The sequence below is a fragment of the Paenibacillus sp. 1182 genome, from assembly GCF_017833915.1.
GTDB lineage: Bacteria > Bacillota > Bacilli > Paenibacillales > Paenibacillaceae > Paenibacillus > Paenibacillus polymyxa_D.
In genome coordinates, this window is record NZ_JAFICR010000013.1 from 79,161 (window position 1) to 100,287 (window position 21,127).

Genomic DNA, 21,127 nt, shown 5'->3' on the forward strand with positions numbered 1-21,127 from the left:
CAGGATGCAAAAATGGTATCAGATCTTCCAAAGAAATACAGGGCTTAGCCCTTATGTTTGGGTCGTCTTTTACATCCTGCCCTTTTACTACTTTAGCTCTTCATCTACAGGTCATATTATTTTGGGTACTGCTATTATTTTGGTATTCTTTGCATGTTATGTACTGGCTTTTGTCTCAAAAGGCTGGCTCATATACTTTTGGACCAGTGTACAGATTGCCATATCGATTACCATGACACTGCTGTTCAGCTATATGTACTTTTCCATATTTATCGCCTATTTGATCGGTAATATTAAAAGTAAGGCTGCATTTACGACGCTGTATATTATTTTAATGGTTATTACGATTGGATTGATCAATTATGGTTTTGTTTCTCAGAATCCCGTTTTTATTAAACAGATTCCTTTTATCCTGCTTAATCTGATCGGTGTGATTCTCCTTCCGATTACGAATTTTAATCGCAACAAAAGCGATCGGCTCCAAGTCCAATTGGAGGATGCCAATAAGAAAATATCGGAATTGATTAAGCTGGAGGAACGGCAAAGAATTGCGCGTGACCTGCACGATACCTTAGGTCAGAAGTTGTCACTCATTGGGCTGAAGAGCGATTTGGCGGGCAAACTGATGGATCAGTACCCGGAGCGGGCGCATGTCGAAATTAACGATGTTCGTCTCACGGCAAGAAGCGCGTTAAAAGAGGTACGGGAAATGGTTACTCAAATGCGCGGTATGCGACTAGAGGATGAGCTACTACGTATTCGGCAGATTTTAAAGGCTGCTCACATTGAATTAACTCTAGAGGGCGACCCGAAGCTGGAGCATACATCATTAATGAATGAAAATGTTCTTAGCATGTGTATGAAGGAAGCCGTAACCAATGTAGTGAAACACAGTGGAGCTACCGCTTGCTCCATCACGATTGAGCCGTCTCGTAAGGAATTAACTCTTCGGATTCAGGATAATGGAGTCGGTATTACGAGAGAAAATGGAACCCTTCGTGGAAACGGCCTGCAAGGTATGAAGGAAAGGCTCGAATTCGTGAACGGATGTATGGAGCTGCGTTCAGATCAGGGAACGACCTTGGTCATTAAAGTGCCCAATATCCCTGAAAAGCCGAACGAGGAGGTGGGGCCATGATTCGAATTGTCATTGCAGAAGACCAGCGTATGCTGCTGGGTGCTCTAGCTTCTCTGCTAGACTTGGAAGAGGACATGAAAGTAGTCGGAAAAGCAAGCAACGGGGAAGAAGCTATAGAACTGGTGAAGCTGCATCAACCGGATATATGCATTATGGACATCGAAATGCCAATAAAGAGCGGATTGGATGCGGCTGAAGAACTCAAAGGCTTGAACTGCAAGATGCTGATTTTAACTACGTTTGCCCGCCCTGGGTATTTTGAACGAGCGATCAAGGCGGGGACACACGGTTATCTACTCAAGGACAGTCCCAGTGAAGAGCTGGCTTCCTCCATTCGCAGTATTATGGCAGGTCGGCGTATCTATGCTCCGGAACTGGTCGATGATGCTTATGCCGAAGTCAACCCGCTAACAGAGCGTGAAAAGACCGTCTTGGCGCTCATCGCTGACGGAAAGAACACAAAAGAGATTGCTGGTGAACTGTATTTAACGACAGGGACGGTGCGCAATTATATTTCAGTCATTCTCGATAAGTTGGGTGTCAGTAACCGGATCGAAGCGATTACACGTTTTAATGAAAAAGGTTGGTTTAAATGAGAAACAGAGACGCTATGAAGCAAAATATAGCGCTCTGTTTTTTTGTTTTATCCATAGATTTGGTATGCCTTTAGCGTACTACCTTGTGATACAATAGGATAGTTGTCCACAGGATGGACTGGAGTACAAGGAGGAGCAGAACCGCATGAAACAAGCCCCATTTATAGCCGTTGAAGGGCCCATCGGAGCAGGCAAAACGACGTTAGCTTCGATGCTTTCAACCGAGCTACATTGGCCGATAATCAAAGAGATTGTCGAGGAGAACCCATTTCTCGATAAATTTTATCAGAATATAGATGAGTGGAGTTTCCAGTTGGAAATGTTCTTCCTCTGCAATCGGTATAAGCAGTTGGAGGATACTGGTCTGCAATATATCGAGAAAGCTCAGCCTGTTATTTCTGATTATCATATCTACAAGAATTTGATTTTTGCTGAACGTACGCTTAAGGGTGTGAAGCTCGAAAAATATCGTCAAATCTATCATTTGCTCACAGATGATATGCCTAAGCCGGACATTATCATTTATATCAAAGCAGATTTGGATACCTTGCTGGGGAGAATTCGCAAGCGTGCACGCTCTTTTGAACAGGAGATGGACCCTGCCTATCTGGAGCAATTGATCATAGATTATGATAAAGGCATGCAGTTTCTCGCTGAACAGTCCCCTTCCCCTCGTATATTGACCGTGAACGGGAATGAAATTGATTTTGTAGAAAATCAGGCACAATTTAAACAAATTGTTTCCGATGTAAAGGAGCTTATATAGTGAATAATTACAACATTCCTGCAAATGCCTTGATTACGGTAGCGGGCACAGTGGGTGTAGGTAAATCCACGTTGACCGGTGCTTTGGCCGGACGCCTTGGTTTTAAAACCTCTTTGGAGCAGGTCGATCATAATCCCTATCTGGAGAAATTTTATCACGATTTCGAAAGATGGAGCTTTCATTTGCAAATTTATTTTCTCGCGGAACGCTTCAAGGAACAAAAGAATATTTTCCTGTCTGGTGGAGGCTTTGTGCAGGATCGTTCTATTTATGAGGATACAGGCATTTTTGCGAAAATGCATGCCGATCAGGGAACGATGAATCCTACCGATTATGAAACGTATACTAGCCTGTTTGAGGCGATGGTGATGACACCGTTTTTCCCTCACCCTGATGTGCTGATCTATCTGGAAGGCAGTTTGCCCTCCATTCTGAGTCGGATTGAGGAGCGCGGTCGCGAGATGGAGATCCAGACCGAGCGTTCTTATTGGGAGCAAATGCATCGCAGATATTCCAATTGGATCAACGAATTTGATGCCTGTCCTGTACTGCGTCTGAACATTGATGAGTATGATGTACATGACCCTGCTTCCATGGATGCTATTTTGGAAGAAGTAGGAAAAGTAATATCAAAAAAATAGAGATATAACCCCAAATAACTGACAGGGACTGTGGTACAATCAGTATAAATTAAGCTGATAGACCGCAGTCTTTTTTTGTCGAATAAACATGTTGAAGCACGAGATATGACTAACGGTATAGTGGACAAGTTTAGGCTGGAATGCGAGAATAGGTACATATGAATTGTAATGACTCACGGGAAGGATGGGATACTGTGATGCGTTTTGGTATTGTTGGAACCAACTGGATAACAGAGAGGTTTATTCAAGCTGCGATGGAGACGGACGAATTTTCCCTGACGGCGGTATACTCACGCACAGAGGATAAGGGCAAAGCTTTTGCTGACAAATATAACAGCCAGCCGGAGGTTTTTACAGACCTGGCGCAAATGGCCGCAAGTGACCAGGTCGATGCCGTATATATTGCCAGCCCCAATTCCTTACATGCGGAGCAGGCGATCTTATGTATGAATCACGGAAAGCACGTGTTGTGTGAGAAACCTTTTGCGTCTAATGCAGCAGAGGTGAAGAGTATGATCGAAGCCGCGCGCAACAACGATGTTCTGCTGATGGAGGCCGTTAAATCCACACTTATGCCTAACTTTAAAATAATAAAGGATCATATGTATAAAATAGGCCGGGTTCGGCGTTATTTTGCAAGCTACTGTCAATACTCCTCCCGCTTTGATGCTTTTAAGCAAGGTAAGGTATTGAATGCGTTTAACCCGGCCTTTTCCAATGGTTCCCTGATGGACCTTGGCGTGTATTGTTTGTATCCTATGGTGACTTTGTTCGGCAAACCTGAGGAGGTTCGGGCGGTTGGTGTGCTTTTATCCTCTGGTGTCGATGGCGAGGGCAGTATCGTGATGAAGTATCCTGATATGGATGCTATCGTCATGTATTCCAAAATTACAGATTCCTATCTGCCTGCTGAAATTCAGGGTGAGAATGGAACGATGGTGATCGACAAAATCAGTCAGCCCTATGAGGTGAAAATTCATTATCGGGACGGCACGATTGAGGATCTGACCAAAGCTCAGACGCGTGAGCCCATGTATTATGAAATTCAGGAATTTATAGATCTGATCAAGATTGGTGAACGCAACAGTTCCATTAACTCTTTGGAGTGTTCACTTACAGTCGCTGAAGTGATGGAGGAGGCAAGACAACAATTCGGCCTTCGTTATGAAGCAGATTTGAAAAATACTTCTGCACATTAGTCAGTGGAATGATCGAAATTGCAATGCACAAAGGGCTGCCGATTTTGCAAACTTTGCAAATATACGGTTAGCCTTATTTGGCTTTGTAGCCCTAAAAGGGTAAAGCAGTTATCCTTCTCCTCAATCGCTAGGTCACTTAACACCTCGTTTTTACAAATTACTATATTTCCTAAAACAACGTATTAACATTTGATTGATATGATCATATTTATAACTTTTACATATTAACTACACAGAGGAGTGTACACATGTTTAAGAAGTTTCAAAAATGGTCAGCAACATCTATGTCTGTTGCTCTTGCACTAGGTTTGATTACGGGCATGTCAGCCTTGCCTGTCCATGCTGAGTCATCAGGGAATACAGATCATGGTATTAGTAAAGTTACAGCTACATTTTATGGAGACACAAAAGGTTCCAAAGGATTTACCTGGTATACTTCAAAACTTTCCACGAAGAGCACTGTTCAAGTAATCAAGAAAACGGCTTCTGAAGCTGATTTTACGAGTGCTCTTACATTTGAAGGGACTTCTTCTCCATCGACCAATTCTCCAGAAGAGCTTGTCCATAAAGCTGTAGCTACAGGTCTTCAAGCGGACACAGCTTATTATTATCGTGTGGGTGATGCAGCGCGCGGGATATGGAGCGAAACAGGTACGTTTCAAACGGCTCCTAAGAGCGGCGAATTTACCTTCATTGATTTAGCTGATACACAAGCGAAAAGCGAAGATGAAGCCATATTGTCTTCACAGACGCTCGAAAAAGCACTTCAAACTGTAGGTAATGCTCAGTTTGTAGTCCACAACGGAGATATCGTAGACACCGGTACCAAAGAAGAGCAGTGGGACTGGTTGTTGGGACATTCACAAAAAAGTCTTTTGAATACAACCATTGTTCCTTCAGCAGGTAATCATGAGGATGAGAACTACGCTTTTTATGATCACTTTAATATTAATCAACCAGCTGGTTCTGCTACTAAAACAGGAGCGTACTACTCCTTTGATTACAGCTATGCTCACTTTATCGTACTGAACTCCAATGAGGACTCAGAGAAATATGCCAATTTTTCTGAAGATCAAGTTGAATGGTTAAAGAAAGATGCTGCGGCAGCCAAAAGGGCAGGTGCAAAGTGGATCATTGTTAACATTCACAAAGGTCCCTACACTACCTCTAATCATGCAACAGATTCTGACATCATGGATAACAATGGAGTTCGTAACCAAATCGCTCCACTCATGGACAAACTTGATATCGACTTTGTCGTGCAGGGGCACGATCATATTTACGCTCGTACGAAGCCAATCAACCAAGAGGGTAAAGCAACAACGCCAACCAAATTAAAAGATAGATTAAATGAAAAGACGATTGAATATAGTGTGAATCCGGATGGAAGTATCTATGTCATCCCAGCAACTGCTGGCCCCAAAGTCTACTACAAGAACCCGAGTGAAAAACTTGGAGATAAGTACTATAATCTCTTTGAACTAGCTGAAGAGAATCATGCGGCAGTATATGGCCCGGATCCGAGTGACAATCGTAGACCTGTACGAGGACAGGTACAGAATTTTGTTGGCATCACCGTAGACGAAAATAAACTTACAGCCGTAACGTACGAAATTGATCAAAACAAAAATGATGCCAAACCTTTTATTGTGGATCAATTCGGAATCATCAAAAAATATCAGTAAAATTGATTAATGGTTTCTAAATAATCATAAAAGGATATCCTACAGTCTGGTCGGCTGCATGGATATCCTTTTTCATTTTCTTATAGGGACTTTCTTATAGAGACGTCTGATGTTGTGCTTGTAATACTTACGCCCTGTTCGGAAGCGGGTAAACCGTACATAATGCTATTAAGAGATCCAAAGTTCAAAAGTAGTCAATTTTACATATAGAAATTTTCTTGCAAAATATGGAGGGATAAAGCGATGGCTTATCAAGAAATCAATGGAGTACGCGTATGGGGATCACCTGACCCGGGAGCACTATCTCAAGCCCGCACATGTGCCGAAAATGGTAATGTGATTCAGGCGCTACTGATGGCAGATCATCATAAAGGCTACAGTCAGCCGATTGGCGGTGTGATGGTGTATGACGGACAAATTTCACCTTCAGGTGTAGGGTATGATATCGGCTGCGGGAATAAGGCGGTAAGATCCAAGCTGTTTGCCGCAGATATTATGCCACGTATTTCAGCCGTGATGGATGAGATTGCACGTCATATTTCGTTTGGCGTAGGCCGTGTGAATGCAATTCAGGTAGACCATGAGCTGTTCGATGACCCGGATTGGGCAGTATATGCGGCGATTGGGAAACAAGAACATGACAAACTGAAGTCCTTGGCGAGGGAACAGCTGGGTACAGTAGGGAGTGGTAATCACTTTGTTGATGTATTTGTGGAGGAAGCGACAGGACAGGTCTGGATTGCCAATCATTTCGGCAGCCGAGGCTTTGGGCACAAAACAGCAAGCGGGTTTCTAAATTTGGCTGCAGGACGGGAGTTTCTCGGAAAGGCGCCGGGAGAACATATGGATCAGCCGCCTGTACTGCTGGATATGAACAGTGAGCTGGGAGACATGTACTACCGTGCGATGCGCCTTGCCGGACGCTATGCGTATGCGGGACGTGACTATGTGATAGAACAAGTGCTTGGTATTATGGGGACCGAAGCGGATTTTACGGTGCATAACCACCATAATTACGCGTGGAAGGAACAGCATGATGGACGCGACACCATTGTAGTCCGCAAAGGCGCAACCCCCTCGGCCCCTGGCCAAATGGGCTTTATTGGAGGAAGCATGGGCGATATCTCGGTGATTGTGCGTGGGAAAGATTCGGTAGAAAATCGGGATTCCTACTATAGTACAGTCCATGGCGCAGGTCGTATTATGAGTCGTACCCAGGCAGCCGGTAAAATGAATTGGAAAACCCGCACACGGAGTGGTGGACAAATCACGGATGTACAGATGAAGGAGGCTGTTCGGAACTACGGTGTCGAGCTGCGCGGAGCAGGTACAGACGAAAGTCCGTTCGTCTACCGCAAACTGCGCGAGGTACTGGACGCTCATTCCGAGACCGTGGAAGTTATGCATGTGCTGAAGCCAATCGGGGTATGCATGGCTGGGGCCAATGAGTTTGACCCGTATAAGGATTAATGAAAAGAGAAGGAAGAACGGGGCTGTACCCATAAAAAAGACGATGCCCGGCAGAAGTGTTCATTCGCCGAGCATCGTATTTAAAGTACATATATGCGTATATAATAGAAGGAACTCATGGCTTGATGTGCTTGTTGAGCAGCTCTAAATCTTACAGTTGATCAGCAAAAAGCTGTTCTTTAATATAAGCGACTGGCATCTCTTGGCCTGTCCACAGTTCGAAGGCTAATGCGCCCTGCCACAGCATCATGCCCAGACCGTTAATGGCGGTTGCACCTACGGATTCAGCTTGTTCCATCAGCTTGGATTTAGCTGGGCTGTATACTACATCGGTTACAATCAGATCGGAACGAAGCATGGACACATCCTCAATTACACTTTTGCCTTCCAGCGGTTTCATACCCACACCTGTACCATTAGCGAAAATATGACTTGTAAGAATCTCTTCACGCAGCTTCTCCTGATTCTCTAATGCATAGATATTCGCCTTGACTTGGGCATGTTTCATCTCTTCATTAATCATACGGACATTTTCTTCCGCCCGGGCAAAGAACTGGTCATTACGAGCGAAAATTGAAATTTCAGCGAGACCAGCTCGAGCGGCTTCAATAGCAATCGGCGTTGCAGCACCGCCTGAGCCGACGAGTGTCATTTTCTTACCTTTCAGATCAATGCCGTTCTCCTGCAAGTTACGAACATAACCTGATCCATCTGTACTGTAGCCTTTCAGCTTACCATCCGTATTCACGACAGTGTTGACGGCACCTGTAAATTTAGCGCTGTCGTCTAGCTCGTCAAGATACTGGAGTATAGCTGTTTTGTTAGGCATGGACACGTTATAACCGCGTATGTTCAGAGCGCGCATCCCCCGTACGACCTCTTCAAGCTGTTCATTGCCTACTTCAAAGGCCATATACGCGTTATTTAGGCCCAGCTTTTCAAACGCAAGATTATGCATAGCCGGGGACAAAGAGTGTCCGATCGGTGTAGCTAGCAGTCCGATTAATTGTGTTCTTCCGTCAATACGTCCAGCATTTTTCATGATATAAGCCTCCAAGTAACGTGTGTAGTTTAATGAAACACTTTTTTATATCGATAAGCAACAAACACGGCCAGCAAAATACTGACTACAGCAATCGCAATATCCAGAATGAATACGGAGGTAATTCCCAGACTTTTGGACATGCTCCCGGTAGCCAAAGGCATCAGGATGAACGATAGGCTGGCTGCTATGTTTACGAGAGAAGTCGTAGTTCCTTTGTTCTTGCGGAAAAATTCCGTCATTACCGTAAGGGCAATTTGGAATATGCCTGCGGTAGACAAGCCGATTAAGAATGAACTGATCAAGGTAGCGACAGGATTGTGCCATACAATTAAAGCCAGCAAAGAAAGCAGGGCAATAAGCGGATACACAATCATGACGGTAATGGGCTTAATGAATCTACCAAGTACCATAGCCAACAAAATAACGGAAACTAGTGAACCTATACTATAGTAGCTAAGCAGCTTAATGGCGCTGGCTTTGTCCATGCCAAGAGCCTCTTGTCCAAAGGTAGGAAGCCATAGCTGCACGATCATGAACAATACAGTTGAAGTAAAACCGATAATAATCAGAGACAAACCTTCTTGCCAAAACTTAGGCTCGCTGTGGAACGAATCCGTTGATTGTCCAGTCTCGGCTGGAGCCTTTTGTTCCTCGGCTTTGTGGTTGGGGAAAGCGGTCATTGACAAGAAAATCCCGTTCAGCAGATAAATTCCTGCTGGAATAAAGAAGGAATATCCATAGAACATATCGTGATTAATAAAAAATGCAATCATGAATGGAATAACAATGGCACCGATCGAGATGGATGCTTTGACTAGGACGGTTGCAGACCCGGCTTTTTTTCCGAACCCTTCAATGAGTGCGGGATAAGTCCCCGCATCCATCATCGAGTTGCAGAGCCCTGCGATAATGGCAAACACGAATGCCAACGTGTAGTTAGGTGCAAGCGGAATACCGATTAGGAAGATTAAATAAGCAAATGATGCAATAACAATCAGTGGTTTCCTTCCGTATTTATCTGACATTTTTCCGGCTACTCCGAGAGCGAGCAGTTTACCGATTCCAATCGCTGACACCAGATAGCCGATGGCTGCTTTATCCGTGTTCAATTGCACGGTCAGAAAGCTCATATTCGACGAGAGAATAACATTAATCATACCCAGAAGAAAATAGTTGATATAAAGCCCTGTTGCCATTCTGATATAAGGATTTTTCATAAGTGTAACTCCCAACATAAATTTTAGATCAATGGCCTAGGTAGGCATCGTCCAGGTGTATTAAAGTACGCCCACAAACAAGTGAAAATATTCACATAATGTCTATGTCTTAATTATATAAGGGGTGATATTATAAATCCAATGCATATTTTTATCATTTTTCATAGTTTGGGTCTATAATTTAAAATATGAATTAAAGAAGGGAATTACATAATTATGAACCTGAAGCACTTACAATATTTTCGTGTACTTGCGGAGATGGAGCATTTTACTCAGGCAGCTATGCGGCTATGTATCACTCAACCCAGTTTAAGTCATGCGATTTCAGAATTAGAAAAGGATTTGGGCGTTCATCTGTTTGAGAAGCAGGGGAGAAATATTCGGTTAAACAAATACGGACGATTTTTTCTGAAGTATGTGGAGCACGCGATGGATGAATTGGAAAAGGGGGAGCATAACTTACGGGAATTAGTGAGTCCAAGTCATGGTAATATAGATTTGGCGTTCATTTACACACTAGGTTCACACTTCATTCCAGCAATAATCCAAGCCTTTTCAGCTCTGGATGCCCGTAAAGACATTTCCTTTTCGTTTCACCAAGGGAATACGAACGATATTATTCAAGGCCTGAAGCAGGAACACTATGACGTGGCGTTCTGCTCTCACGTGGAAAATGAACCGGATGTGGAGTTTATTCCGTTGGCTCAGCAGGAACTGGTGGTCATTGTTTCACCTGATCATCCGCTGGCTTCTCTGGACCAAATTGATCTCAAGGATACAGCAGATTACCCGGTGATCTTCTTCAACAAAAAGAGTGGGGTTCGGCCCATTATTGAGAATTTGTTTGCCAAGGCGGGCGTTACGCCACAGATTATTTGCGAGATTGAAGAAGATACGGCAATGGCAGGACTGGTGTCTATCAATTACGGGATCGGAGTTATGCCCCGCATTTCATCGTTAGATTATTTTAACGTCAAAACATTGCCTATTATTAATCCAGAATACGAGCGTTTTATCTACCTAGCCAGCATTAAAAATAGATATTTATCCCCGGCAGTAGTAGAGTTTCGGAACTTTGCCCTAAGTTATGGCAAGGAGTTTTATTTGAAAACACATCAGCGTGTCTAAGCCGGAGTCTCGCAATATTTAAACTTGATAAATTTTAAATTGTGTTCTATACTTCATCATCGACACAAGCAATGTGAAATGATTCACGTTTTGATACTACAAGACTTACTTACAAAAGCAGGTGAATTCATGATGAAACGTACTTCTTTTCCAGTGGCGACAGGACTTTATGTAAACTATCTTTTGTTCGGCATGTTTAATATTATGCTGGCATCGCACATGTCCTTTTTAACAGAGCATTTGCATACAGATCAGGCGGGCATCAGTCTCTTGGTTTCTGCGATGGGATTTGGCAGGTTGTTTACCCTGTACATATCCGGGGTGCTCTCCGACCGTTATGGTCGCAAACCGTTTATTGTGGCAGCCGGGCTACTGATGGCTGTATTCTTGGTCGGTATACCGCTGAGTTCCAGCTTTGAGATGGCGATCGTACTGGCTGTGCTGGCAGGCGTAGCGAATTCTTTTCTTGATTCAGGTACTTATCCAGCGCTGATCGAAGCTTTCCCCCAATCCTCTGGTTCGGCTACAGTATTGGTGAGAGGTTTTATATCCGTTGGGGCGGCATTTTTACCGTTAATGATTATCTTTTTTATGAATCACGATATTTTCTACGGGTTCTCTTTCTTTTTACCTGCCCTCATATTTGCTTTGAATGCAATGTACTTGTTCAAAATGAAGTTCCCAGACATGCGCGTGCAGCCCGCCAAGGGGCAAAGTGGCGGTAATTCTGTATCAAGCCTAGCGGGAAAATTGGAGGCAAATGACCGGAGTAAGCCGCGGTTTTGGCAGGAAGGGCTATGCCTTATCTTGCTCGGATTTACGGGACCTACCTTGCTTTATATTGTGCAGTTATGGTTGCCTACTTTTGGACAACAGTTTATCGGTATGACCGAATCAGAGTCTCTCAGATTATTAGTTTATTACAATATGGGTTCGCTGGTTTCCGTGTTTGTATTGGTCATTGTGTTAAGAAAATGGGTTAAACCAGTTCACATTATTCTTATTTATCCATGTATTTCCCTGTTGGCTTTTGGAGCGCTTCTCCTTTTCAAGTCAGGGGCTGCGTCCATTATTTGTGCGAGTGTTATCGGGTTTTCAATATCAGGTGTACTTCAGCTGACATTAACCGTAATGAGTGAATTTTTTAGTCAACGAAAAGGACAGATTACCGGGTTTGTTTATACAGCAACCTCGCTTTCATACACGATCATTCCTGTGTTTACAGGCTTTCTGTTGAAACATTCTCAGATATCGAGTGTTTTTATGCTAGCTATTATTGTGAATGTGCTAGGGATCGTACTGGCGGTGTTTGTTAATTTTCGGTACAGTTTAGTTTTTCCAGCAAGTCGCAAATTGTCGCCTAAAATTGCACTTGAACCCAAATAACGACGACTGGATCATATCATCTGCATGCTTATTCAGAATGCGTTATACTATGAATTATTGTACATGTTCGACTTGAAACTGTAATTTGGGAGTGAGAAAGAGATGGCTAAAATCGTAAAGGTGAAAGATGTCCTGATTGGTGAAGGAGCGCCAAAAATTTGTGTGCCCATGGTGGGAGAAACGTTGGAGCAGTTGAAGGAAGAAGCTACTTATTTACGTACGCTCGACCTGGATATCGTGGAGTGGAGAGTCGATTTTTTCGAACATGTGGAGGATCTGGAAAAGGTAAAGGCTGCCTTACATGAAATTCGGTCTATTTTAGCCAATATTCCACTCGTATTTACGTTCCGTAGCGCTCGGGAAGGCGGAGAAAAGGAAATCAGTGCGGCGAGTTATGTGGAATTGAATCGTACAATAGCCGCAACGGGGCAAGTCGAACTTATTGATGTAGAGCTTTTTAATGAGGAGGCTGATGTGAAGACGCTGGTAGAAGCAGCACATAAGCATAACGTGTATGTGATTATATCTAATCATGACTTTCATAAGACGCCGTCGAAGGAGGAGATTGTGTCCCGGTTATGTAAGGCGCAGGAATTGGGAGGCGATCTGCCTAAGATAGCAGTGATGCCGACCAATACAGCCGATGTGCTCACTTTGCTGGATGCCACGCGTACTATGGCAGAAGAGCATGCAGATCGGCCGATTATTACGATGTCGATGGCGGGGAAAGGTGTCGTGAGCCGCCTGACCGGAGAACTGTTTGGTTCGGCTTTGACCTTTGGTGCCGCTAAGAAAGCTTCCGCACCGGGGCAGATTCCTGTCACTGAACTGAGAGAGATATTGACGGTGCTGCATAGCCATTCTTAAAAGACGGATGGCATGCTCGCCAGTCAGTAATATATCCGCAGTGAACCAAAAAGGAGGGCCCCCATGCGATAAGCATGCTGGAGCCCTCCTTTTTGGTGTAACTCTTAATTCAATCCCCGAGTAGGTTCATATAACTCCCAACCTAGATTCAGCGTTTGAATAATATAGTCTGCGACTTCTTCCGCATCCAACTGATCTGTATCGATCTTGGAGTGATTCACCGCGTAGATGTCCTGTCTGGAACGGAATAAATCCTCAATTTCCCCTAAAGTCTTGTTTTGTAGATTAGGACGGGTGTCAATCAGCATCTTGAGCCGATCTTTCCAGGAATCCCAATTTAAATCCAAGAAGAAAACAATCGATGAAGCCAAACAAGCTTGCTTCACCTCTTCCTGTAAAAATGCACCACCGCCAACGGAAATGATTTTAAGGCGTGTGTTGCTGCACAGCTTCAAAATATGCTCTTTTTCAATCTCACGGAAACGCTTCTCTCCATAAGTCTTGAAAATCTCTGTTGTTGGCATGTTGTATTCTTGTTCAATCTCCTGGTCAATATCCACGAAATCGCGATACAGCTTGCGCGCTAGATGGGAACCGATCGTTGTTTTGCCTACACCCATAAAGCCGATGAGCACAATATTTTGTTCTTTTAATGGAATCTCACTATTGTTTTGCACGATAACCACTCTTTTCTCACCAGTAATGTTGAGATGTAACGCTTCAAAGCACTAAATACATTATACGTTCATCAAACGTGTCATTCAATAGTATAGATCACATCAGCAATGAGGTATACGATAAAAGGGATTCTGAATACCAATTAAGTGATAAACAGCAGGCAAACGAAACAAGGTATTCAAGTATTGTTTAATGTGTAAATTGAAGAAATACAAACTTGTACAAGTATAAAAGAGGCAATTTTATGTACTAAATTGAAAAAAAGGACATATTTTGCCGAGAAATATATTGAAATTACTGGAAGTGTGATTATAATAGAATTATACAAATTGTAAATGTAATCGCTCTATTTACAATTTGTGCTTTATATAATTTATGAGACAAAATTACTTTGAACCAAAAACCAAGTATACATATGCAAATAGTTGAATGATGCTTTATAGACGTGTATCGGTCATTGGGTTCATTGTGCGAAGGTGGTGATACGGTCTACACGTTCTAGTCAACGAAGAGTTGGAACAATGAAAAATATCTACGAGAGGGATGAATTGACATGAAAACAAACACAGCTAACGTATTGAAAAAGGGAATCAGTATCGCTTTATCAGGAATGTTGGTCGCCTTATTTGTCGGCAATTATTCTGCACATGCAGCTCCAGAAGTCGTTCATAAGACCATACTTGTTAAAGCTGGAGAAGTTTACGATGGTAAAGGCAAGACTGTAGTGGCTGATCCCGATACCTTGGGAGATGGAAGCCAGAAAGAGGCCCAAAAGCCTATTTTCAAGCTTGAAAATAATGCAACACTGAAAAATGTGATCATCGCTGCCCCTGCTGCGGATGGGGTGCATGTATATGGCAACGGCACAATCTCCAACGTAACGTGGGAGGATGTCGGTGAAGATGCCTTGACGCTTAAAGAACCAGGCACGGTAAACATTACGGGTGGTGGAGCGTTCCACGCATATGATAAAGTATTCCAAATTAATGCCGAAGGTACGATTAACATTAAAAACTTTAGAGCCGATGATATCGGTAAGCTGGTTCGCCAACTTGGGGGCTCTACATTCAGAGTGAATATGACTTTGGATAACTCGGATATTTCCAATGTAAAGGACTCGATCCTGAGATCGGACGGTCCTAACAGCAAAGCTAAAATTACGAATACTCGTTATCATAATGTAAAACAATTGTTCAAAGGTTTTAAATCCAGTAATACGAGTGAATCCGGCAATACTCAATATTAATTGGTATAGAAGAGAGTAAGGATAGGAGTACGGATGTGATAAGGGGCTGCCCAACAGGTCGTATGATCTGCTTGGGCAAGCCCCTTTTTGGGTGCAGCGAGTTACCCCAAAATGATCTGGGCTTCGTTCGGAACGAGGACTGTGATATGATCGTGCTATTACATTTTATACAAAAAAGTTGGGTGGCTATGAATCCTTTTCATAAATATGTGAATGTTGACGGTACCTTAAATGATACGCTGGTGCGGAATCGTGAGGTTTTATATACAGGTACGAATGGCCGGCATGTGGAACGTTTTTACGTGTCATCCTCTGAAAGTTATATATTTAAACCGCTAACCAACGATGATCAGAAGGGGCGGGAGAGATGGGTGTATGAGCATGTGCTTCCTGCGTTATCACCGATCTATCCCCGATTGCTAGCCTGGTCTGATGCAGGTGTGGATGGCGGAGAAGAATGGATGGTTTTTGAGGATCTTGGTCCGTTACATCATCTACACGCAGACGAAACTTTATTGCGAGCTGTTAGACTTGTTGCATGGTGGCATGCTTTGCCGACGGATCGTTTTGCTGGGATACCGCTGCGGGGACCAAAGCCACTCATTCAGGAGATGGTGTCCGAGCTATACACGCGCAAGCCGGATGTGTTACAGCTTTGCAGCTCACTAGGATTATCTAAGCAACAGATGCAGCGTATGTATGTACAGCTGGAGCATGTATCTTTTTCACAGCAGCTTGTACTGTCTCATGGTGATCTTCATCCGGGGAACTATGCGCTGAGCGGGGAACGGCTTATGGTGCTGGATTGGGAGCATACTCATCTGAACACACCGCTGTGGGATGTATATCACCTGATCGACATGTCCCATCCGTTGTTTCCCCGACGCATGACGTCCGAATTGCGTATTCGTATACTGGACACCTACGTGGAGCAGCTGGAGCTGTTGGGGATAAGAGTGGATCGAACGGCTTTTATGCTGGAATATGGCATGTTTGCTGTGGTATTTTCGCTCTGGATGCTGTTGTTAATCACAAGTGATTTGCAAAGGATTGGAACGCACCTGCATAGAAACGGCGACAAATGGTCAAAAGAGCAATTAGAGTCCCAGTTGGACGAAACGTTAGCCTGTTTGAACCAGTGTGCTGCGATGATGAATTGGGGACAAGCCCAGCGATGTAGATAGTAGCTTAAGACATAGACCGTATTTAGTTAGCCAAAGAAGGTAGGGAATATATCCATGAAAAAAGTTGGTTTGGTCATGAGAAAAATACAATTTGCTGAAGCACAGGGTCCACGTATTTTTGCAGAGCGTCTGAAGCAGATCGGGTTGGAATTGGGGGTGGACATCGTATTTGTATCACCGGAGCGCCATGTGAGCAGTCATGACTGGCTTCCGGGTTATGAACACGAAAAAGGCGACCTGGTCAATTATGACGTCGTACTGGACCAACTCCATGAGCAGCAGATTGAGCACGTTATTTATACGGTATCTGGCTTTACCTATTTGAACATGTTTTTTAAAAACAGCGTGCTTTTTCCGCATAGTTTTCCTGATCCGGCACTGACAGGCTATGAAATGATGAAGCCTTTTTATCAGATCGTGGACAAGGCTATCGTACAGACTGCCTTTCTCAAGCAGGAGATGGCTTCGAAGTTTGGCGTAACCGATGTGACAGTCATCCCGATCGGATTTAATGAGCGGCTGGTGGAAAAGCATTTTGATCCCTCGCAAGTGGTAGAGAACCGGGTGATGTGGATTGGTAGAGATGAGGAGAACCGACGTCCGGATTTGGTACTGGAGTATGCGAGGCATAATCCTGACAAGGATGTCTATATGGTATTTGGCGGTGAACGCTACAAGGAAAGTATGAAGAAATATGATATCCCGGACAATGTTAAACTTCAATTTGCGTTGACGCAAGATGAGGTGTTTGCGCTGATGAACACGGCGAAGGTGTACTGGAGCTGCTCCAAATTTGATACGTTCGCCATGCCGCTGACCGAAGCGCTCGCTATGGGTAAAATCGTGGTTAAGCCAGAGCATCCTTGCTATGGACATATCAGCTCTACGCATTCTTTTTCAGGGAATGAGAAAAACTGGTTTGAGCTGGTCAATATGGCTGCCGCCTCACCCCGTCGGGTTTCTACAGAAAATCAGGCATACGCCATGGAACAGTTTTCAAGTCAGGTGATGAAGCAGGGATACCGAGACTTTTTTGATCATTGGTTAAGCTGAGCAGCGAGGCATAATACTGTGGTTGCAACTCGCGTTTGGGTATCCAGAGTGAAATAAAAATAACCCGCAAGGGGGTCACTTTTTTTCAAAAATTCCATCTTGCGGGTTACGGTTCATCATTGACTTATCGTTTGGACTTTACTGGAACCGGGGTTCCTTTTTTAAAGCGAACCGGTCTTCTCGGAATTCTGTTAATGCCGGAGTCCTCCGATTTGGAAGGTAATGCTCTACGAGTTTTCTTTGTTGACAGTAAGCTTTGATTGGTTCTGCTGAACTCAACAGTGTAATTGTCTACAGATGAATCAATGGCAAGTCGGCGCATCCCCACTCGTCTGGATGATCCACTGCTATCGTTCCAACACCAATGAAAATCATGGTCAGTACTTCTCGGAAGCCGTGTGCGGTACGTACCACGCCACCTATTGGAGTGATTCTCAGCATAATAATAGAATGTGGTTCCCCCTACAGACCCGCTCCATACTTCTCTCGTATCACCAGGCTCTAGCCGATACCAGCCCATTTTAGAATAATTCATGGGATGACAGTCGGAATCAGGATAAGCATAGGCAGCATAGATGGTGTTACTCGTGTTGTTTGTAAAAAAAAGGCTCATCATACACACTTCTTTCCTCATAAATTGGTATTACAATGTTATACTATGAGGAATTTGGAGGAAGAGAGTGGACAATATCTCTCAATCTATGAAAAATGAACCAATCGTTTACGTCCAATTTACTAAACGATTCTATGATTGTATCTCTGCTATCGCTTCAGTATGAGCTGTCTTGCGATCCACAATGTAGCTAACTACCATGAGTAGCAGACCGCCGACAGTAATTAGCGATGCAACCCATGGAATAGCGGCTAGCCCCATTTGATTAATAACAGCTCCCCCGATAAAAGCGCCGCCTGCGTTACCCAGATTCAATGCGGAATGGCTGGAGGTAGAGGCAAGCAAAGGAGCCTCATAGGCCAGATTCATGATGCGAACCTGAATACCCGGCATGATGCCGAACGCAGCAATGCCCCAGATAAAGACTGTAATAACCGCCAGTACCTTGTTTTGAAGCGTAAACGTCAGAATGGCCAAAATAATAGCCAGTACAGCATAGTTTGCGATCAGGGATGGCAGCAGTTTCCAATCCGCAAGCTTGCCGCCAACGATGTTGCCGATCGTTACCCCTAGGCCAAACAGGACGAGAATCCAGGTAATGCTATGCTCGGCAAAGCCACTAATATCCGTAAGCAAAGGCGTAATGTACGTAAAGACAGTGAACAGACTGCCACAACCGACTGCACCTGTGAGCAACATCAGCAGCACTTTTGGATTAAACAGGCTTCGGACTTCTTGTTTGAGACTGGAAGGCTTGTCCTGATGAATCACCGGAATATAACGAATGATACCAAACAGAGAAATCAAGCCGATGACCACAATGGCTCCAAAGGAAGCACGCCAGCCGAGTTGTTGTCCGATAAAGGTACCAAAGGGTACGCCTATAATGTTCGCCACGGTCAAACCGGTCAGCACCATAGAAATAGCACCCGCGCGTTTGTCAGGACGAACCAATCGGGCAGCGATCAGGGAACCGGCTCCCAAAAAGGTTCCGTGCGATAATGCAGTAGCCATACGGGCAGCAATCAGAAGTTCGTAATTGGGAGCAATGACGGAAAAAAGATTACCTAAAATGAATATGGTCATTAGTAGGCATAGCAGCTTTTTCTGCGGTACCTTATGAGTTAATACGGTAAGCACAGGTGCACCAATAGCCACACCAAGTGCGTAACTGGTAATTAACTGCCCGGCTTGCGGAATTGTAACATGAAGATCATGGGCTACATTGGGCAGTAGTCCCATAATGACGAATTCGGTCATGCCAATGGCGAAGGCACCAAGGGTCAACCATAGCAAGGAGGGAGGGAAGCGGTTTGCTGTCATATTTTCTTGAGTACTCATAAGTGTCTTGTATCCTCCTGAAAAAATAGTAATGCGAGTATATCACTACAGGCGATATCTGGCGACCCATTTTGCAAGAATTTTACATACTAAGTTGATAAGTTTTATGTAATTTACAAAAGCGACAGGTAGGAAGGAGCCAAGTGTGTTATTTTGGTAGTATGATATGAAGATCGTAAATAACGTTGTAAGGAACGATCCAAGGAGGATACAACGATGGCACCTAAAGTGGTATATAGTATTACAGATTTAATAGGAGATACACCTTGTGTAAGGCTCCAACGGCTCACAGGGCCGCAGGATGCGGAAGTGTATGTGAAGCTGGAGTATTTTAATCCAAGCGGCAGTGTTAAAGATCGAGCGGCGGGCAACCTGATTGCCGAGGCGGAAAAGGCAGGACATCTAAAGCCGGGAGGCACCATTATTGAGCCGACGAGTGGCAACACGGGAATTGGCCTTGCGATGAATGCGGCAGCCCGGGGTTACCGTGCGATTTTGGTGATGCCCTCGAATATGACGAAGGAACGGGTCAACATTTTAAAAGCCTACGGGGCTGAGGTCGTACTGACACCAGCAGAAGAACGGATGCCAGGAGCAATTCGCAAGGCACTTGAACTGGGGGCTGAAATTGATGGGAGCTTTATCCCGCATCAATTTGAAAATGAGGCAAACCCCGATATTCACCGTACGACCACAGCACTTGAAATTTTGGAACAGACGGAAGGGAAACTGGATGTGTTCGTCGCTTCTTCGGGAACGGGCGGTACCATTACGGGAACGGGTGAAGTGCTGCGTCAGCATTTGCCAGATCTGCGGATTGTTGTAGTTGAGCCGAAGGGCTCGCCAGTACTATCTGGGGGAAAACCCGGTCCACATAAGCTGGTTGGCACCAGTCCAGGCTTTGTTCCCACCGTGCTGAATACGGAAGTGTATGACGAAATCGTGCAGGTTTCGGATGAGGATGCGATTGCAATGACACGGGCGATTGCTGCCCAGGAAGGGATTCTGGTGGGCCTCTCTAGCGGAGCTACGATATGGACGGCGATTCAGGAAGCTCGGCGTTTGGGAGCAGGCAAACGGGTACTTTGCATTGCCCCGGATACCGGAGAGCGATATCTGAGCATGGGGATATTCGGATAAAAAGATGTGGATTGGGACCAAAGTGATTCGACTCATTTATATGTAGTATGATCCAGCCTCATTAAGCGAAGTAACAAAAGTGAATTGGCGATATGGCAATCAAGAATACACAAGTATAACAAGATGACTCCTGGAGCGCCTACTTCTTCACTAGCCTATTATAGCTCGACCTTGAAATATTATCTTTGAAAGAATAAAGGATGATGGGAGCGATATAGTAGATTCTTTTTCAATGGAGGAACATAGACATTGAATACATCCTTTTCATAATTCATAGGTTAATTTCACTCCTGACAATTAATAAGCCACAATCCATAAGGTTGTGGCTTATTAATTGTCGATTATAGCTTATATTCGTGAGAATTTTAAAAGTCTCACGGTTCATGCTCCGTTCTTCGATCTTATTTGTCTCTTCAGGATCCTCTTGAAAAACCCAAATAATCAGAGAAGGAAACACCGAGCCTATTATCCATTTCAGCAAGAGCTGCCTCAAACGGGTCAACTTATTAGTTGACTGCTTAAATGGTTGTGGAAAATAGTATAATGTACGCTGACATTTTTTGGCTTCTCTAATATTCGTGCAGCGATTATACCCAATTCAAGCTATTTATCAAAAATATGCAGCGGCTACGCAAGTGGGTTGATCGGTTGTCCACGTATCGATTGTGACCACTCGCACACCATCAGGCCACAACTCTTCCGAACGCACCTATAGAGGTTAAATGGACTGAACA

19 protein-coding genes are annotated in these 21,127 nt (G+C 44.1%); 14 read left to right on the forward strand and 5 right to left on the reverse strand.

Annotated features, from left to right (window positions below):
• Positions 1 to 4 precede the first annotated feature (4 nt).
• From JOD82_RS23005 to JOD82_RS23035, 7 genes are all read left to right on the forward strand, one after another.
• Entirely contained in the window at positions 5 to 1,138 is a 1,134-nt protein-coding gene (locus JOD82_RS23005; protein WP_029517624.1) for a sensor histidine kinase, read from the forward strand.
• Positions 1,135 to 1,734, forward strand: a complete 600-nt coding sequence (locus tag JOD82_RS23010; protein WP_029517623.1) for a response regulator transcription factor — start codon at positions 1,135 to 1,137, stop codon at positions 1,732 to 1,734. The genes JOD82_RS23005 and JOD82_RS23010 overlap by 4 nt, the downstream gene beginning before the upstream one ends.
• A gap of 145 nt (positions 1,735 to 1,879) precedes the next feature.
• On the forward strand, positions 1,880 to 2,500 hold the full coding sequence (locus JOD82_RS23015) for a deoxynucleoside kinase (protein ID WP_029517622.1): 621 nt from the start codon (positions 1,880 to 1,882) through the stop codon (positions 2,498 to 2,500).
• Positions 2,500 to 3,141 carry a deoxynucleoside kinase gene (locus JOD82_RS23020; protein ID WP_013308920.1) on the forward strand — a complete coding sequence of 214 codons (642 nt, stop codon included), beginning with the start codon at positions 2,500 to 2,502 and terminating at the stop codon, positions 3,139 to 3,141. The genes JOD82_RS23015 and JOD82_RS23020 overlap by 1 nt, the downstream gene beginning before the upstream one ends.
• Before the next feature lie 197 nt (positions 3,142 to 3,338).
• Complete coding sequence (locus JOD82_RS23025; protein WP_029517621.1) at positions 3,339 to 4,340, forward strand: Gfo/Idh/MocA family protein; 1,002 nt, start codon at positions 3,339 to 3,341, stop codon at positions 4,338 to 4,340.
• Between the two features lie 248 nt (positions 4,341 to 4,588).
• Positions 4,589 to 6,025 (forward strand): purple acid phosphatase family protein, encoded by a 1,437-nt coding sequence (locus tag JOD82_RS23030; RefSeq protein WP_209949989.1) that lies wholly within the window; start codon positions 4,589 to 4,591, stop codon positions 6,023 to 6,025.
• A gap of 243 nt (positions 6,026 to 6,268) precedes the next feature.
• Positions 6,269 to 7,495: an RtcB family protein gene (locus JOD82_RS23035; protein ID WP_165149979.1), complete on the forward strand. Its 1,227-nt coding sequence runs from the start codon at positions 6,269 to 6,271 to the stop codon at positions 7,493 to 7,495.
• A 151-nt stretch (positions 7,496 to 7,646) separates the two neighbouring features.
• Here the strand turns inward: JOD82_RS23035 and JOD82_RS23040 are convergent, their stop codons facing one another.
• A complete protein-coding gene (locus JOD82_RS23040; RefSeq protein WP_029517618.1) occupies positions 7,647 to 8,537 on the reverse strand; it encodes a shikimate dehydrogenase in 891 nt (296 codons plus the stop codon).
• Between the two features lie 29 nt (positions 8,538 to 8,566).
• Positions 8,567 to 9,757 (reverse strand): MFS transporter, encoded by a 1,191-nt coding sequence (locus JOD82_RS23045; protein ID WP_029517617.1) that lies wholly within the window; start codon positions 9,755 to 9,757, stop codon positions 8,567 to 8,569.
• Between the two features lie 216 nt (positions 9,758 to 9,973).
• Here JOD82_RS23045 and JOD82_RS23050 point away from each other — a divergent pair, with 216 nt between their 5' ends.
• The 3 genes from JOD82_RS23050 (at position 9,974) to aroD (ending at position 13,138) form a co-directional block, all read left to right on the forward strand.
• Positions 9,974 to 10,885 (forward strand): LysR family transcriptional regulator, encoded by a 912-nt coding sequence (locus JOD82_RS23050; RefSeq protein ID WP_069012907.1) that lies wholly within the window; start codon positions 9,974 to 9,976, stop codon positions 10,883 to 10,885.
• A gap of 129 nt (positions 10,886 to 11,014) precedes the next feature.
• Positions 11,015 to 12,271, forward strand: coding sequence for an MFS transporter (locus JOD82_RS23055; protein ID WP_165149983.1), 1,257 nt, complete (start codon positions 11,015 to 11,017; stop codon positions 12,269 to 12,271).
• A gap of 102 nt (positions 12,272 to 12,373) precedes the next feature.
• Positions 12,374 to 13,138, forward strand: coding sequence for a type I 3-dehydroquinate dehydratase (gene aroD / locus JOD82_RS23060; protein ID WP_069012909.1), 765 nt, complete (start codon positions 12,374 to 12,376; stop codon positions 13,136 to 13,138).
• A gap of 104 nt (positions 13,139 to 13,242) precedes the next feature.
• Here aroD and JOD82_RS23065 read toward each other — a convergent pair whose 3' ends face one another.
• Complete coding sequence (locus tag JOD82_RS23065; RefSeq protein ID WP_029517614.1) at positions 13,243 to 13,815, reverse strand: shikimate kinase; 573 nt, start codon at positions 13,813 to 13,815, stop codon at positions 13,243 to 13,245.
• Positions 13,816 to 14,369: 554 nt separating this feature from the next.
• On the opposite strand from JOD82_RS23065, the gene JOD82_RS23070 reads away from it, so the two are divergent.
• The 3 genes from JOD82_RS23070 (at position 14,370) to JOD82_RS23080 (ending at position 17,299) form a co-directional block, all read left to right on the forward strand.
• A complete protein-coding gene (locus tag JOD82_RS23070; RefSeq protein ID WP_029517613.1) occupies positions 14,370 to 15,062 on the forward strand; it encodes a pectate lyase in 693 nt (230 codons plus the stop codon).
• Positions 15,063 to 15,208: 146 nt separating this feature from the next.
• On the forward strand, positions 15,209 to 16,246 hold the full coding sequence (locus JOD82_RS23075) for an aminoglycoside phosphotransferase family protein (RefSeq protein ID WP_209950020.1): 1,038 nt from the start codon (positions 15,209 to 15,211) through the stop codon (positions 16,244 to 16,246).
• Positions 16,247 to 16,300: 54 nt separating this feature from the next.
• Complete coding sequence (locus tag JOD82_RS23080) at positions 16,301 to 17,299, forward strand: glycosyltransferase (protein ID WP_025721310.1); 999 nt, start codon at positions 16,301 to 16,303, stop codon at positions 17,297 to 17,299.
• A gap of 124 nt (positions 17,300 to 17,423) precedes the next feature.
• Here the strand turns inward: JOD82_RS23080 and JOD82_RS23085 are convergent, their stop codons facing one another.
• Together JOD82_RS23085 and JOD82_RS23090 are read right to left on the reverse strand one after the other, a co-directional pair.
• On the reverse strand, positions 17,424 to 17,915 hold the full coding sequence (locus JOD82_RS23085; protein WP_165149987.1) for a DUF1036 domain-containing protein: 492 nt from the start codon (positions 17,913 to 17,915) through the stop codon (positions 17,424 to 17,426).
• A gap of 129 nt (positions 17,916 to 18,044) precedes the next feature.
• Positions 18,045 to 19,253 carry an MFS transporter gene (locus JOD82_RS23090; protein ID WP_209949990.1) on the reverse strand — a complete coding sequence of 403 codons (1,209 nt, stop codon included), beginning with the start codon at positions 19,251 to 19,253 and terminating at the stop codon, positions 18,045 to 18,047.
• Positions 19,254 to 19,469: 216 nt separating this feature from the next.
• On the opposite strand from JOD82_RS23090, the gene cysK reads away from it, so the two are divergent.
• A complete protein-coding gene (gene cysK, locus JOD82_RS23095; RefSeq protein ID WP_209949991.1) occupies positions 19,470 to 20,393 on the forward strand; it encodes a cysteine synthase A in 924 nt (307 codons plus the stop codon).
• The last annotated feature ends 734 nt before the right edge of the window (positions 20,394 to 21,127 follow it).

Coding starts and splice junctions, on each gene's coding strand:
- JOD82_RS23010 (WP_029517623.1), top strand. CDS start 1,135: ATGATTCGAATTGTCATTGCAGAAGACCAGCGTATGCTGCTGGGTGCT.
- JOD82_RS23070 (WP_029517613.1), top strand. CDS start 14,370: ATGAAAACAAACACAGCTAACGTATTGAAAAAGGGAATCAGTATCGCT.
- JOD82_RS23040 (WP_029517618.1), bottom strand. CDS start 8,537: ATGAAAAATGCTGGACGTATTGACGGAAGAACACAATTAATCGGACTG.
- JOD82_RS23090 (WP_209949990.1), bottom strand. CDS start 19,253: ATGAGTACTCAAGAAAATATGACAGCAAACCGCTTCCCTCCCTCCTTG.
- JOD82_RS23015 (WP_029517622.1), top strand. CDS start 1,880: ATGAAACAAGCCCCATTTATAGCCGTTGAAGGGCCCATCGGAGCAGGC.
- cysK (WP_209949991.1), top strand. CDS start 19,470: ATGGCACCTAAAGTGGTATATAGTATTACAGATTTAATAGGAGATACA.
- JOD82_RS23080 (WP_025721310.1), top strand. CDS start 16,301: ATGAAAAAAGTTGGTTTGGTCATGAGAAAAATACAATTTGCTGAAGCA.
- JOD82_RS23050 (WP_069012907.1), top strand. CDS start 9,974: ATGAACCTGAAGCACTTACAATATTTTCGTGTACTTGCGGAGATGGAG.
- JOD82_RS23045 (WP_029517617.1), bottom strand. CDS start 9,757: ATGAAAAATCCTTATATCAGAATGGCAACAGGGCTTTATATCAACTAT.
- JOD82_RS23025 (WP_029517621.1), top strand. CDS start 3,339: ATGCGTTTTGGTATTGTTGGAACCAACTGGATAACAGAGAGGTTTATT.
- JOD82_RS23005 (WP_029517624.1), top strand. CDS start 5: ATGCAAAAATGGTATCAGATCTTCCAAAGAAATACAGGGCTTAGCCCT.
- JOD82_RS23085 (WP_165149987.1), bottom strand. CDS start 17,915: ATGATGAGCCTTTTTTTTACAAACAACACGAGTAACACCATCTATGCT.
- JOD82_RS23075 (WP_209950020.1), top strand. CDS start 15,209: ATGATCGTGCTATTACATTTTATACAAAAAAGTTGGGTGGCTATGAAT.
- JOD82_RS23035 (WP_165149979.1), top strand. CDS start 6,269: ATGGCTTATCAAGAAATCAATGGAGTACGCGTATGGGGATCACCTGAC.
- JOD82_RS23030 (WP_209949989.1), top strand. CDS start 4,589: ATGTTTAAGAAGTTTCAAAAATGGTCAGCAACATCTATGTCTGTTGCT.
- JOD82_RS23055 (WP_165149983.1), top strand. CDS start 11,015: ATGATGAAACGTACTTCTTTTCCAGTGGCGACAGGACTTTATGTAAAC.
- aroD (WP_069012909.1), top strand. CDS start 12,374: ATGGCTAAAATCGTAAAGGTGAAAGATGTCCTGATTGGTGAAGGAGCG.